Source organism: Marinobacter zhanjiangensis, assembly GCF_014651935.1.
Lineage (GTDB): Bacteria > Pseudomonadota > Gammaproteobacteria > Pseudomonadales > Oleiphilaceae > Marinobacter > Marinobacter zhanjiangensis.
Genome location: NZ_BMXV01000007.1, coordinates 47,769 through 61,723 on the forward strand (window position 1 = coordinate 47,769; position 13,955 = coordinate 61,723).

The following is a 13,955-nucleotide window of genomic DNA, read 5'->3' on the forward strand; positions in this document are numbered from 1 at the left end:
TAGTTATCGCGCAATAATTTCAGAGGCCCCTGATGCCAGATGAGAAGCTCATTCCGTATCAGAATGGAGTCGTAGCGAAATGGAAGGATGCTGCCATATATTGAACCGATAACAGACCAGGAAGCGAAAGGCAGACTTTATTTCCTGGGTTGCCTGGGTTGAGCTCACTGCTTTCAATGACCAATACCAATTTTTCATATAACGGATGCGATCTCTACGAGGAAAGCAATGCTTCAGGCTGCAGGCACCGCGTCCGATAGAGTAGTTGTTTGTTAATTTTCGATAATCTGACTGTGATTTTCGTTCGTGATGGTGATATACGATCACGGATGGGTCGTACCAACCTTTGTGGCCGGCACGGGATAATCTGCGAAGAAGATCTGTATCCTCCCCTGAAGGAAAGTCAGTTCCAGCTCCCAATCTTTCGTCGAATCCATGGTGTTCGATTATCACCTCCCGTCGAAAAGACATGTTTGCGCCCAGAACAGTCCCAGGACGAATGTAGGTATCGGGGGGGATGTCGAGCGTAGTATCGCGCGTCTGTATAGTTATGGGAAGGTCGGCAGGGTCATGCAGGAGCACCTTTCCACCCGAGTAATCAATCGTCGAGTCCTCGAAAACAGAATCGATCTTATCCAAAAAGTCATTAGAGGGGTAGCAGTCATCGTCAGTAAAAGCCAATATTTCGCCCTTTGAATAAGCTATTCCTCGATTTCTAGCTCGAGATAAACCGGGCTTGTCTTCATTGACTAATGTGATTTTAAGTTTGGTGTTTCTTATATAATCATTGACAAGTTTTTCCGTCTCATCGGTCGAGCCATTATTTACTAGAATTATTTCCCAGAATCCTTTATAGTTGCAATTTTCTAGACTTGCTAAAGTTTTTGTAATCTTTTGTCCTCTGTTTCTTGTGCAAATAACGATTGATATTTTTCTCTTCATCACTTATTTCCCATTTTCAGTTCTGAAATGGCTTCCAAATAGCTTTCGCATAAACTGTTAGCCGGGGATTCTGTAGGCCAAGATTCTCTATAATTACCAATTTTATTATATTTGTTATCAATTACTATGTTTTCCTTTCCTATTAGCATCGATATTAGATGTGCATGAAGTCGGTCTGTGACAATTCTTTTTCCTGACGACAATATCTGACAGCCACGTTCAAGGCGCCTTCTTGCCAATCTTTCAAATAAAAATTGTGAAATATAAGCTCTTAGATTTGGGTGTCTCTTGAGTATACGGTCCAGGCTGTGCCATAGGTCTTTTTTGTCCTCAAGCCAATCAATGACGAGAATTTTTTTATCATTAGAAAGATTAGTGGGTAGCTTTTCGCCAATTGACTCGCGATCTTTTCTTACCAAAAACACGATATCGTAAATATTCGCTGTTTTAAGGGACTCTGCCTTCGAAAAAATTGCCATGTCGGGACATAATTGAACATTTTTGATGCCCATCGATTGGGCGATCCTAAGGCTCTGAAAATCTCTAACAAGCAAATGGAAGTTTTTATGTTGTTGGAAGTTAACAGAGCAATCTCTGAGGTTTTTCTCTTCTTGAAAGTAAATGGACTGAGGTAGTTGTATTACCTTATTGTCGGGATAGTTTCTAATTACTAATTCTCGATGTTCTTGGTGGGAGGGCCAGAGATCGCCAAAATTGCCCCCTCCGTTAATTAATAAAATTGTATCTTTACTAAAACTGGGTGATTCTCTTTTAATTAATGATTTTTCAGAGACATGGATAATTTTTACATCCTGTAATTCCTCTTTTAAGAAATTGACCTCGCCGAGCCATATAGCGGCATCGCCTACATTTCCGTGATTCGGAAAGTCTAATAGCGCGACTTTACTTTTTTCAGGAATAAGAGGCCTAATTTTCTTTCGAACTTCGTCCTTCCATTCTTCTATATTCTTCATGTGAACACCATTATCCATGTGAACACCTTTGCGTCATCTTTGTTTCCTTCGAAGCCATGTGGAGGTGTCAATATTGAAATCCTCAGCTAGCTTTTTCGTATCGTCTGAAAAAAAATTCGCTAGTAAGGAAAAGTTCGTAGCACTTGGGCTCGGTTTACAAACAACCTCGCCTCCTATGTCGCTTAAGCTTACTATCATACTTTTTATTTTAAAAGGTATGTTTCTTTGTTCCATGTTTTTTCGATAAAACTCGGCAATTTTGGCTCCCGTTTTTCCTTTCCGTACAACGTTTTTAGTCACGTTATGGTGCTTCTCTATGCCCTCTGCAATAAACTTATGGTTTAGGCCGAGGAATTTATAAATATAACCTACTGTTTTTTGAGGCTCAGATTTAAGATCGTCGATTGATATTATCAAAATATTGTCTTGGTGAAAATAATTAAGGTAGTTGTTTATTTGGTAGTGATATAGACCCTGCCATGCACAAGGTTCGTTGTTTAGTGCCACTAGGGTTTTTTCGAAAGATCGTGATTCTAAGCCAGTCTGCGTTCTTTTTAAGTAATGTGATATATACCTGTCGATTGGATCCCGGACAACATAGATAATCTTCATGTCCGGATTGTAATCATATATCCTTTTTGGCACGTCCTCTGTGAAGGGTGCCTTCGTGTAGCTGGTAGATGCTTCACCGATAGCTATCGTTTGATCCGTTGCTCCTGAAAAACGGGATTCGTACCACTCAAAACCCTTTTTCCAATATTTTTCGTTGGAAAAAAAGTTCAGCTCCTTCACCTGCGACATGTAAACCTGGGGATGTGGGTCCAGATACTGAAAGAGGCTCGTGGTCCCGGAGCGTGCGGCGCCTATAATCAGAAAATTTGGCTTCATCTCTGGCTGGCTCCGTGGGTTACCTGAATGAGTTTGTCGGCGAGATTCTTGCTGATTTCCTCGATAAGGAATCTGTCACGCTGTGGGTAGGTCTCTTCGATCGGTTCCCCTTTGCCCGTTCTTGCCGCTTGTTTGGCAAGGTATAGTCGCAGACCGTCTGGCTGGTCGAAATCGATGGAGGTCCCTAGCTGATACTTGTTCACGAGCCTGGCAAGGGCACCGCTATCCGGAGTCAGATGAAGAATGGGGCGGTTGATGGCCAGGTAGTCGTAGAGCTTGGAGGGTATCTGGGTTTTTGTGCCGGACTGAATGTTGACGACAATGTCCGCCTGGGCGAGTTCATTGAGACAGGCCTGGTAGGGCATTGCAGGTTCGAGTATCAGTCGACCCTGATCAATGAGGTCGGCGTAGCGTTCGGTGATGTCGTAGCTCAGGGACACGTCGCCAATTTGTTTGAACACGATGGCTGGGTCATCCGGTCGCCGTTGTGATTCGAACTCTCTCAGGGCATCCAGTAATGGCCCCGGGTCTCTTACGCCATAGAGAAAGCCGGCATGGCAAAGCGTAAGTGTTGTGCTGTCGGCCGCCTCGTTTTGTCGACCGGTGATGTGCTGAAAATCCTGTCGGTCGATACCGTTTGCCATGACGAAAAAATGGTTAGCAGGCAGGTCTGGATATCGCTGCAGAAATTCGTCCCTTAGTGCTTCCGTATTCAGAGATACGGCGTCAGCGTGCCGCACGATTTTTTGTTCGAGCTTTGCGCTCCAGGTGTCGAGTGTCTGACCTTTGGACTGGTGAAAGGGGTTGTTGACCCAGGGATCCCGAAAGTCCGCAACCAGGGGTTTGCCGGTGGTCCTGCTGATCAGGTACCCGGTAATGAGTCCTGACCAGGGAGAGCCGGTGGCGAATATCACATCCAGGTTGTTCTCGCGCACCAGCTTTCGCCCCTTGAGCAAGGCGGGAATAATCCAGGGTCCCGCCTGATCAGGAAAGTAACACAGGTTGTAGACAAAATCCTTGAACCTCTGACTTCTGCTGACTGCCGTGGAGTTGCTACTGCTTTTAAAGGCCGATTTTGAGGATGCATCGGCGTTCCCGGCCTTGCCGGACTGCTTGCCTCTGCCTGTCAGCCGGCGCAAGCCGCTCCGAACAGAAAGTAACAGCCGGAATATGTCCCAGCTGGCTACTCTGTGGATTTTCTCACCGTTTATCGGCAGGGAAATATGCGCCAGAGCATCTGCGTCCTGCGTCACTGCAGCGGGGGGCGTCAGCACATGACATTCACCGTTCTCAAGGTTACGGATGAATTTAACCGTGCGCATGCTTCCCGGTACGCCTGTGCTCTCCGTGGGCGGGTAAAAATAGGCAATGAACAGCACTTTCGTTCCTTGCAGATCGGCGCGGTTTTCGGCCATGTGACTATGTCCCTCCTTGAGTCAGAATAATTATGCCGGCAATCAGCCCGTGAGTCCGACCGTATCGATAAGATGTCTGGCACTGGCGAAGCGCTGGCGATGTTCGTTAAACGGACTATGCCGCACAAGTACACAGACGACATCGGCATCCTGCAATGCTTCGTCGATCGATACATGCCGGATGTTGTCAGCGATCAGGCTTTCCGGAAGTTCCCTGGCATTAGGTTCAACTACCAGTACCTGGCATCCCAGGTCCGCGATGTTGCGAGTGATTTTCAGGGCCGGGCTTTCCCGAAGGTCGTCAATATTGGGCTTGAAGGCAACGCCAAAGCACGCAACACGAATGTCGCGCCTGGTTTTAGCCGGGTCCTCAGCATGGAGCTTGTCAACCGCCTGACGAACTTTGTTCAACACCCAGTCTGGTTTGAAGTCGTTCACTTCCCGTGCAAGTTTTATGAGCTTCGCTTGTTCCGGTGCGCTGTCGACGATGAACCAGGGGTCGACTGCAATACAGTGGCCGCCCACACCTGGACCGGGAGTGAGGATATTGACCCGTGGGTGCCGGTTGGCCAGTTCGATCATTTCCCAGACGTTAATATCCAGATGGTCACAGATCAGTGACAGCTCGTTGGCAAACGCAATATTTACATCCCGAAAGCTGTTTTCAGTCAGCTTGGCCATCTCGGCAGCACGAGCGGTTGTGGTAATGCAGTCGCCTTGCACCACCTGTTTATAAAGCTTGCGCGCGGCTTCGGCGCAGCGCGGTGTCATCCCGCCGATTACCCGATCATTCTCCACCAGTTCCCGGATGACCTGCCCGGGAAGCACCCGCTCCGGACAATGGGCAATCCGAATATCGGAATCTTCGCCGTTAGTATGGGGAAAGGTAAGGTCGGGCCGTTCTTCTGCCAGCCAGCCGGACACAAGTTCGGTGGTGCCGACCGGCGATGTGGACTCAAGCACCACAAGACTTCCAGCTGTCAGTGCCGGCGCAAGCGCGCGCGTGGCCGCCTCCACATAGGCCATGTCAGGCACTTTACCGTCCTTGAAGGGGGTTGGTACAGCGATAAGGAAGGCATCGGCAGGCTCAGGGCGGGTGGACGCTCTCAGATAACCCTCGGTGACTGCGGCGCGAACCACAATATCCAGAGAGGGTTCGACAATATGAATATTGCCCTGATTGATGATGTCGACGGCTTTCTGGTTGATATCGACACCAAGCACCCGGATTCGCCGGGAGGCGAAAACTGCAGCCGTAGGAAGGCCGACATAGCCGAGACCCATGACGACAATGGCCTGATCACTCATACTGGAATCGTCCTTTTATTCACTGGTTTGCTTGCTGAGGTATTCTGTGATGAGGCAAGAAGCGCTTCGACGATTCGGTCACACGCTTTGCCGTCACCGTAGGGGTTGTGCGCAAGGCTCATGGCTTCATAGGCGGAATCGCTGGTGAGCAACTCACTGACTGCACTGGTGATCGTCTTTATATCGGTACCTACGAGCCGCACGGTGCCGGCGTCGACAGCTTCCGGTCGCTCCGTCGTATCTCGCATTACCAGTACCGGCTTGCCAAGTGAGGGCGCCTCTTCCTGAATGCCGCCGGAGTCGGTCAATATCAGAGTAGAGCGCTTCATCAGATAGACAAAAGGCAGGTAATCCTGCGGTTCGATCAGGTGAATATTGTTTTTATCACCCAAGAGGCGCCTCACCGGTTCCTGTACCTGCGGATTGAGATGTACGGGATATAGAATTTCACAGTCCGGGTGAGCCAGAGAAATCCGAGCAAGAGACTCACAGATCCGCTCAAACCCACCTCCGAAACTTTCCCGACGGTGCCCCGTGACGAGGATGAGTCGCTTGCTGTCATCCAGAAAATCGAAACGCCTCGCGTGTTCAAGGCTCAGGCCCTCGTCGCTATCAAACTGTTGCACGACCGCCAGCAGCGCATCAACAACCGTGTTCCCTGTTACCGTTATCGAGGGAGCAGGTATACCTTCTTTAAGAAGGTTCTGACGAGAGGATTCGGTAGGTGCGAAGTGAAGGGCTGCCAGAGCACCCGTTAGCTTACGGTTGCCTTCTTCCGGCCACGGCGAGTAAAGGTTGCCCGTGCGCAATCCGGCTTCAACGTGGCCGACCGGCACTTGCTGATAATAGGCTGCCAGACTGGCGGAAAGCGTGGTTGAAGTGTCGCCGTGGACCAGAATGATATCGGGACGAAAATCCCGAATGACGGACTCAATACCCGTCAGAATCCGGCCAGTAAGCTCTGACAGTGTCTGACCGGGTTTCATGATATCGAGGTCGTAATCGGGACGAAGCTGGAACAGATTGAGCACCTGGTCCAGCATTTCCCGGTGTTGAGCTGTTACGCAGACCCGGGCTTCGAATCGTGAATCGCCCGCCAGGCGGAGAGCGAGTGGCGCCATTTTGATGGCCTCCGGGCGGGTACCGAAGATAGTGAGTACTTTCATTCCTTGCCTTCCGTGGGTGACGACCGCATCGCGCGTTTGTGATGAAAATAAGCTTACCAGAGAAACGGTTTTGACTGTATAGGTTGCCAGGAGACAGCGAGCTGTAAACTGATAGATCCTTTGCCGAAGACCTTGTTTATTAGGGACGGCAATCAGGTAATCGTTGGGGCTACTGCCAAGCATGATGTATGACGATCTGGATGCGTCTTTGCCAGGTTGATCACACGCATCATTCTGTTCCGAAATTGCGCGTTGTTCGAGATCAGACGCTCAGGCGAGGGTTTAGCGAAAAGCTCTTGCTATTAACTTAAAGCTATAAAAATAATTTTAAAGGGAAAAACAACATTAGCCGCAAGCATTATTCTGGCACGATTCTGGCTCTGCTTGAGGTCGAACTGGAGTGTGTTTTTGTGTCTTTTTTGCGTTTGAAAATAATTTTCATCTGCAACGTTAACAGCTTAACATGCAAGGAATGTTTGCATGATTTTTGTTGATTTTCGTATATTTTTGTAGCTGACGACCAGTCATAAAATCTATGGAAGAGCAAAAATATACCTGTACACACGTTACAGGCGAAAATTAAGTCGAATCGTTCATATTCCGGACGGTTGTTGTCGGCTATAGTGAAGGTTGGAGTTAATGGATCGAATTTCAGGGCCAAGGTTAATCGATTGGCTTAGAAGGTATCTTGGATAGTTTGGAGAAAGTTTATGCAGATCGCGTTTGTTCTGGTGAAAGCGCTGAAAAGGTTTGGTATCTGCGCGACGGTAGTCATGTTACTGGTTTCCTCTCCAGTTGCGTTTGGCGCGACACCGCACCTTGCGTTTTCGGACCTGATAAGTGGACCGGGTACCGGTTTGGGGGATGGCAAAGGCAGTGGCGTCATTGTTACTGTCTGGGGGCAAAATTTAGGGGTCAACAAGGCTGACCGGAAGCTGATTTTCGAGGACAGCCAAGGCGAGCTACACGAGCCCTATATTTATTATTGGAAAGCAGCTGATGGTTCTGTTCCCTCGGGCCCCGTGAACCTTTATGAATCGCATAAGATGCATGAGATAGCATTCTCAATTCCGGATGCTTCGCTTGGCGATGGGGAAATTTATGTCCAAGTTGAAGGCGAAAGCTCGGCCTCTTTAATTTTTACCGTTCGTGAAGGCAGCATCTACCATGTGAAAAATGATGGGAACGACGCTGATGATGGTTCGTTTTCCGGCCCTTGGAAAACTGTAGATAAAGCAGTTAATTCCTCACCTGCCGGAAGCACTATTTATATACATGATGTAGATACAGGTTCACGAAATTCTGAAGCTGGTATTTATTGGAATAGTTCGAGTGCAAGTAGTGATTTGAATAATCAGTTCACAATCACCTCTTATCCGGGGTTTCATCCAAAGGTGACTGCGCAAAGAGGCTTCGAAGCTTACAGAGCAGCCGGTGCTGTCTTGTCGAAGTTGGATATCTATTCTTCAGACTTCACATCTGTAGATGAGAATGGTCAACCCACAGGGGGACGTATTCAGCATCAAGGCACATGGGGGATTAAAGCTTCCAGGAACGGACGTGCAGTTGCGAACCGAATAGGTGATATTCCGGGAATGTGTGCAAGCCGGTATCAGGGTGCTATTGTTGGCGCCGGTGGTAGTCGAGTATCTAACTTTAAAATTCTCGGTAATGAGGTGTATGACTACGGATGCGAAGGCTCGTCAAAACTACACCATACAACCTATATGTCAATTCGTAGTGGGCCTGACAATGTGCAAGTAGATCCCTGGGAGTTTGGTTATAACTATCTACACGGTAATAAAGCCAAATTTGGGATTCATAATTTTGATCAGGATGAAGGCTGTGGTGGAACAACAGGGCCAGTATTGATCCATAATAATGTTGTCGTAGACCAGGGCGGCGCCGGTATCAGTATCGGTGCCAGTGCCGGTTGTAAATGGGATATGGATTTCTATGTGGAGAATAATGTCTTGGTTAACGTGGGTTTGGCCGCAGATTGGGATGGTGTTGACCCGAACACCTCAGACGGATCAGAGCCCGGTGGGATCGCAATACGCGATTCTGGTTTGATGGGTACGATTTATGTTCGCAATAACTTGATCTATGGTTGGTCAACCGATGGGCTAACAAGAGGCGCTACTGGTTGTCTGGCATTTAATGGTGCCGGGGATAATGTGTCTGTAATTTGGGATAATAACATCTGTGTTGCGACGGTTGATGTTCCGTTTTTCGCGACGGGCTACCGAGCAGAGAATAAGGAAGATAACGTATCCGGGAGTTATAATGTCTGGCACAGCGAAATTGCTGAAAGTAAAAGTGCACCAGCGTGGGATGCTAATCCGTTTTTATTCGATCCAATGCTGGAAGTTATGGAAAGCCAGGTATATCTAGATCCTGAATCACCAGTGATAGATCGGGCAAAGAGCGTGGATTTGTCTCGAGGTATTTACGGTATTCAGCGAGTATCGGGTGCGGACATTGGTCCGGTAGAGTACCCCGCAGCGGGCGGACTGTCGTTACCAGATCCCCCGTCCGGCCTTCAGGTGGAATGATGGTATTTCTACATTGGTGTGGTAGGTTCCCCCTCGCCTTAGGGTAGGGGGGTGTGACTGACCTGCCCTTTTAATTTGGTTTTGCGCCCTTGATGGCTGTGTGGTGTCAGGGGCTTTTTCATATTGATCAAGTGACGTTGTGATTTTACCAATTGATTGTTTAGGTTCGGGCCGATGGCCTTTTTTTGGTAAAGAATATAGACGCCGTTCTACCTAAAAGGTATAGCTCAAAACAAGATGCTGTCTTTATCCATTGGCTTATTTGTTGACGCCCAAACTTGAGCGGGGTGATTGCTATGCATAATAGTGTGGACATTAATAACGGTATAAGCGCCACTCCAGCATTTCCCTTTATTATATAGAGTGTTGGTGATAAAGCTATTAAAGTACTATTTACGACCGCTAGTATGGCAGTTCTGGAGTTGAAAAACCTTTTAAATGAAGACATGTCCTCCTTGCCGTGCCAGGCTTCTCGAGCCATAAAGTTTAAGATTGTTCTTGGGTACCCGTGGTGGTAGGCTTTTAAACTTGTATTTGGCCTGATTGTTCCGTTTTCTTTTATAGCGCGCAGGCAATAGTCATAATCTTCAGAGGTTTTCAGATTGCTATCGAATCCATTGATTTTGTTGTGCATTGTTTTTGTAGTAATCATGTGGCCAGAGTTTATGTAATTCGAACGAGTATTGCTTAGTTTATTGAACCAGTTTTTTACGATAAACTCTCCTGAATCCGGAGCCAGGCAACGGTTTCCTGTTATGATCAGGCGATCGCCGGGCCAGCTTTGATAATCTTCAATCAGGATTTTATGCCAGTCTTGAGCCAAGGTGATATCGGCGTCGAGAAATACGAGGATATCTCCTTTAGCTGATTCAACGCCAAAGTTTCTGAGGGAGGCGATGGTGGCTTCTGGTTCCTTTAAAACTATTGATCCTGCGGCTTCAGCTATCGATCTGGTTCTATCAGTCGAGCCATTGTCGGCTATGATTATCTGATAGGTCTGGTCGGGCATTGTTGACTTTATAGACTGTATGACGCATAGGATGTTTTCTTCTTCATTTAGCGCAGGGATGATGAATGACACAAAGGGTAGTCTGGTAGTCATGTTCGATCCTTCTAAAATCGGACAAGGTCATCGTTTTTTCACGACGCTGCACGGATTTCCCACCGCTATACTAAGCATCTCGATGTCTTTAGTTACAACGCTACCTGCACCGATTATGCATCCTCTTCCAATAGAGCTTGCGATAACTGCTGAATTTCCTATCCAGGAGTTATCCCCGATCATGATTTTCCGGTAATGTCCACCCTGCTCCTGGATCGGTTTTTTGACATCTTCGAAAGAATGTTGTCTGGTCCCGCTGAGTATATGAACGCCACTTCCTATTAAAGTATTTTTGCCTATTTCACACTTCCCTACGTTGCATTGAGGGCCAATATAAACGCCTCTGTGGATCGTCGTATCGCGGTGGGAAAAAATGGTGAGAAAGCCGATAGTGATTTCATCGGAGGTATTGGGGCAGGTTAGCCTGTAAAAGGCAGCGCGGAGGTAAATGCCTGGTTTTCCGGGCACAAGGCTCAGGCCCTGGGAAAAAGACATGAACGCGCTGTCCGGATTACCGCTGATAGTGAATAACCGGAAGAAGAGATGTATGGGGAAGGCTAATACCAGGAACAGATTTTTAATGGTTCTTTTGACAATGTGTCGTGCACTCATGAGCGATCCAGTCGTGCGGCTAGCCAGGCTTTCTCCTGGGCTGGACGGAAGCCTGCTATTCCGCGAATAAGACGGAGGGTTATACGAGCGGCCAACTGGCGCAAAGTTAGTTGTGGCTGGTCCCTCCAGTATGGCTCGTTTTTTTCTGGAGCTGCCTCGGCAGGTGGTTCTAGTTCCTGCAAGTACTGAGGACCGTAGTTTTGCATCAAAATAACCAGGATGCGGGTAAAATGGCGCTCTTCATTCTTGCGAAGGTCCTCGCATACGTCTATTAGCCACTGGGTCCCTTTTTCAAGAAAACCCTCTGTAACTCCTAACCTGTAACCAGCTGTTTGGAACATCAACATGGCTTTGCGAACATCCTGTGCGACCCATGTGTGGTTGGCGTATACTAGTTGGCTGGGGTCAGAAAGGAAAGGGCGCTCATTGTTTAGCATCCATCGGGCATAATTGAGAAATGCCTCCTTTGCGTATTCGTAGGCTTCATCGTTTTCGCTCAGAGTCTGTTTTACTGACAGGTAGCGGGCGATGCTGGAAAGCAACACGAGGTAAGACCAGTTTTCTTCTATATTTAGCAGGTTTCGTTGCTCAATGTTATCTGCTGGATGAATGGTTTCGTGGATGACGCGTTCGGCTAGATTCAGCCAATTCTTTCCTGGCTCAAGGTGCCAGGCGTCCAGGAGACTATTAAGGTAGTTGCCGGTAGCCCGGGTGAAGGGATAACGATGAGCTGAGGGCTGTTGGCCCTTCAACAGTGCCATTAACTGGGGCAAATCATGTTTCTTGACCGCTAGTACCTGCTCCAGGAGCCCTCCTTGCCCTTCCTGGGCGGTTTTCATCCAGTTAGCCATCTCCAGCACGCTATCCCGTGACTGCTGCTGGCCGGTGAGTAAATAGTGGTAAAGTAATCCAGTAGTATAACAGTGCTCTGCACCCGGTCCTCCGCCCGTCTGCCCGGCCGTGGAGCTGGTGTTATTGTGTTTTGTGAAAGTTCTGTGGCTTGCTGTGTGAGCGTCCAGATAGTGATCGGTATGCCAGAACAAGCCATTGTTGTATTCGGCCCGGTCCTCTTTGGTGTGGTAGATATCAATATCAGTCACATGCCGTGCCAGGTCATCCATGAGCTCAAACCAGCGCGGGTCGCCGGTCAGCGCAAACTGGCGCGCGAATCCGTAGACGGCATCGTACTGGTTGTTGTAATGAGAGATCAGCGGCTCCTCGCCTTCCTTTTGATACAGCGTCTCATGATCTGCGAATAGATCGCCAAAGTTGCGCCAGCCGAATTCATCAATCACTTCCCGTTTTGCAAAGAAATTGTTCGGACCGTCCAACCCTTCCTGGATGAGATTATCCAGCGGACCGTTGGATGCATTGGCCTTGAACCAGGGAAAAGCTTCGGTGCGTTCGAACAGTTCCGCATCAAGAATCGGCACCAGTGGTGACTGTGTCCAGTTAAGCGCATCCGGATTGCTGCCGTAGTTCAGGTAGGCTGTTTGGGTCTTGCGTTCGCCGCCTTGGAGCTCGTAGGGCCCGCTAGCCTCTGCTGGAAACAGGCCGATGATAAGTTCCTGGTGCTTGGTGCCAAGGAACGAGGGAAAGTTTTGCCAGAACTGGCGCATGCTGGCCTGAACTGTCTGGTTCGGGCCTTCAAGCGCCGCAATTGGGTTGGCTCGATCACCGGCCGTTCGGGATTTTTCTCTGGAGTACACCTGGTAACCCCGAAAGCGTGTGGTTATCTCACCATCCGCGTTTACGTGGTTACGGCTTTGCCACTGGTCACCGCCGCTGGAGTCCTGGTAGAGATCGAGGCCTTCGGTGACTGTACCTGTCAGCGGAAGGTTGTCGGGCCCGGTTTTCAGCCAGGCTGAATTACTGCCTGGGTTCTGAACATGAATAGTCAGAGCGCGGAACTGCACTGAGCCGGGATCTCCCAGATCCCATAGACCGCCCGGATGATGGGCTCTTTTCGGGTTATGCAGGCAAACCTCGATTTCGGCCGTTTCGCTGTTAGCGTAGAACCGTAAACTGCAATCGAAACGGGCGAGTGCTTCATCGTTGGTGGTCAACCATTGTCCTCTTGTGTTCAGAGTAATGGAGACGGGGCCGGACTCGGTAACCTGCCATCCGGAATCTGGTTCTGGGGTGCAGGGCGTATCCAGTTGGTCATTGAACCGAATTTCATGACGCAGCTCGGTTTCCGGGCCGGTCGAGGCGATCCATTCAAGTTGATTTCGGGGCAGCCGGAAGGTTACTTTGCCGGTCTCGATGAGCAGTTCCTTCTCTGTTGCCTGATGTTTGAGTGGAGAATCCTCGTTAGCGTCGTTGGCGCGACCATGGTGCAAATGCAAACTTTTGGATTGGTGTGGCGCAACATCTACGAGAAAGTTGAGCTTTAGCCAGCGCACGCTGCCGTTAGGCCAGTGGGCCATGGGGGTTGTCTGACAGGGAATGACCCGGCCATGTCCGGGGTCGTGGAGGTTGATTGGGTCCCCATGCTCCAGGTCGCCTTCGGCGAACGGGAGGCCCAGTTGGACGGCTTCGCCATGCCGGGCAAAGCCGCGTTGGTCCTTCAGGTGGATGGTTATCGGTTCCATGATACTGCCTGTCGCTTGTTTCGTGGTCATTGGAGGCTGTAGGGCTAAGGTTTACTCGGCAATAGAGTAATCCCTCTTTTCAGCAACATAAAGCGACGGAGTCCGAAATTTCCGTTCTAAGCCAGCCTCCTCTGTAGTGTCGCCATTTCTGAGTGGGCCATGATGCGAGAGGCAACTCAGATCCACGGAGCTGAGTTGCCTCAATAGTTTACTAACCGAGATCTGAGGAGGAACAGATCGGGTTTGCGATCAGCGTACCGTAGATAAGATTCTCTGAGAGTTTATCGTTCTTAACAGAGTGTCGACCTATCTTACAGTCTGATTCTTGTTTTTCCACAAAAATCAATAAAAACAGAACATTAAATCTTGGAACGATAGTTGCTAAAACCTGGGTTGTGT

General features: G+C 48.9%; 10 protein-coding genes. 1 reads left to right on the plus strand and 9 read right to left on the minus strand.

From position 1 onward, the window contains the following. Window positions 1-48: 48 nt before the first annotated feature. The 6 genes from IE079_RS14680 to wecB are packed head-to-tail and all read right to left on the minus strand — an operon-like array spanning window position 49 to window position 6,693. Window positions 49-942, minus strand: coding sequence for a glycosyltransferase family 2 protein (locus IE079_RS14680; RefSeq protein ID WP_189577542.1), 894 nt, complete (start codon window positions 940-942; stop codon window positions 49-51). Continuing rightward, entirely contained in the window at window positions 942-1,934 is a 993-nt protein-coding gene (locus tag IE079_RS14685; protein ID WP_189577543.1) for a polysaccharide pyruvyl transferase family protein, read from the minus strand. Before IE079_RS14685 ends, IE079_RS14680 begins: the two co-directional genes overlap by 1 nt. A gap of 15 nt (window positions 1,935-1,949) precedes the next feature. Further along, on the minus strand, window positions 1,950-2,804 hold the full coding sequence (locus IE079_RS14690; RefSeq protein WP_189577544.1) for a sulfotransferase family protein: 855 nt from the start codon (window positions 2,802-2,804) through the stop codon (window positions 1,950-1,952). Further along, the gene (locus IE079_RS14695; RefSeq protein ID WP_189577545.1) at window positions 2,801-4,219 is read right to left on the minus strand and encodes a glycosyltransferase; all 1,419 of its coding nucleotides are present in this window, start codon (window positions 4,217-4,219) and stop codon (window positions 2,801-2,803) included. Before IE079_RS14695 ends, IE079_RS14690 begins: the two co-directional genes overlap by 4 nt. A 42-nt stretch (window positions 4,220-4,261) precedes the next feature. Next, window positions 4,262-5,527, minus strand: a complete 1,266-nt coding sequence (gene wecC, locus IE079_RS14700; protein ID WP_189577546.1) for a UDP-N-acetyl-D-mannosamine dehydrogenase — start codon at window positions 5,525-5,527, stop codon at window positions 4,262-4,264. Beyond that, window positions 5,524-6,693 carry a non-hydrolyzing UDP-N-acetylglucosamine 2-epimerase gene (gene wecB, locus IE079_RS14705; protein ID WP_189577547.1) on the minus strand — a complete coding sequence of 390 codons (1,170 nt, stop codon included), beginning with the start codon at window positions 6,691-6,693 and terminating at the stop codon, window positions 5,524-5,526. Before wecB ends, wecC begins: the two co-directional genes overlap by 4 nt. 710 nt (window positions 6,694-7,403) lie before the next feature. On the opposite strand from wecB, the gene IE079_RS14710 reads away from it, so the two are divergent. Beyond that, entirely contained in the window at window positions 7,404-9,248 is a 1,845-nt protein-coding gene (locus IE079_RS14710; protein WP_189577548.1) for a hypothetical protein, read from the plus strand. A 160-nt stretch (window positions 9,249-9,408) separates the two neighbouring features. Here the strand turns inward: IE079_RS14710 and IE079_RS14715 are convergent, their stop codons facing one another. From IE079_RS14715 to IE079_RS14725, 3 genes are read right to left on the minus strand one after another with little or no spacing between them, the layout of a single operon-like run. Then, a complete protein-coding gene (locus IE079_RS14715; RefSeq protein WP_189577549.1) occupies window positions 9,409-10,350 on the minus strand; it encodes a glycosyltransferase family 2 protein in 942 nt (313 codons plus the stop codon). Window positions 10,351-10,377: 27 nt separating this feature from the next. Beyond that, entirely contained in the window at window positions 10,378-10,962 is a 585-nt protein-coding gene (locus IE079_RS14720; protein WP_189577550.1) for an acyltransferase, read from the minus strand. Beyond that, window positions 10,959-13,556, minus strand: a complete 2,598-nt coding sequence (locus IE079_RS14725; RefSeq protein WP_189577551.1) for an RIFT barrel domain-containing protein — start codon at window positions 13,554-13,556, stop codon at window positions 10,959-10,961. Before IE079_RS14725 ends, IE079_RS14720 begins: the two co-directional genes overlap by 4 nt. Between the last annotated feature and the right edge of the window lie 399 nt (window positions 13,557-13,955).

Bases quoted from the DNA above. Each gene is read 5' to 3' on its own strand.
- wecC (WP_189577546.1), bottom strand. From the start codon at position 5,527: ATGAGTGATCAGGCCATTGTCGTCATGGGTCTCGGCTATGTCGGCCTT.
- IE079_RS14715 (WP_189577549.1), bottom strand. From the start codon at position 10,350: ATGACTACCAGACTACCCTTTGTGTCATTCATCATCCCTGCGCTAAAT.
- IE079_RS14680 (WP_189577542.1), bottom strand. From the start codon at position 942: ATGAAGAGAAAAATATCAATCGTTATTTGCACAAGAAACAGAGGACAA.
- wecB (WP_189577547.1), bottom strand. From the start codon at position 6,693: ATGAAAGTACTCACTATCTTCGGTACCCGCCCGGAGGCCATCAAAATG.
- IE079_RS14710 (WP_189577548.1), top strand. From the start codon at position 7,404: ATGCAGATCGCGTTTGTTCTGGTGAAAGCGCTGAAAAGGTTTGGTATC.
- IE079_RS14690 (WP_189577544.1), bottom strand. From the start codon at position 2,804: ATGAAGCCAAATTTTCTGATTATAGGCGCCGCACGCTCCGGGACCACG.
- IE079_RS14725 (WP_189577551.1), bottom strand. From the start codon at position 13,556: ATGGAACCGATAACCATCCACCTGAAGGACCAACGCGGCTTTGCCCGG.
- IE079_RS14720 (WP_189577550.1), bottom strand. From the start codon at position 10,962: ATGAGTGCACGACACATTGTCAAAAGAACCATTAAAAATCTGTTCCTG.
- IE079_RS14685 (WP_189577543.1), bottom strand. From the start codon at position 1,934: ATGGATAATGGTGTTCACATGAAGAATATAGAAGAATGGAAGGACGAA.
- IE079_RS14695 (WP_189577545.1), bottom strand. From the start codon at position 4,219: ATGGCCGAAAACCGCGCCGATCTGCAAGGAACGAAAGTGCTGTTCATT.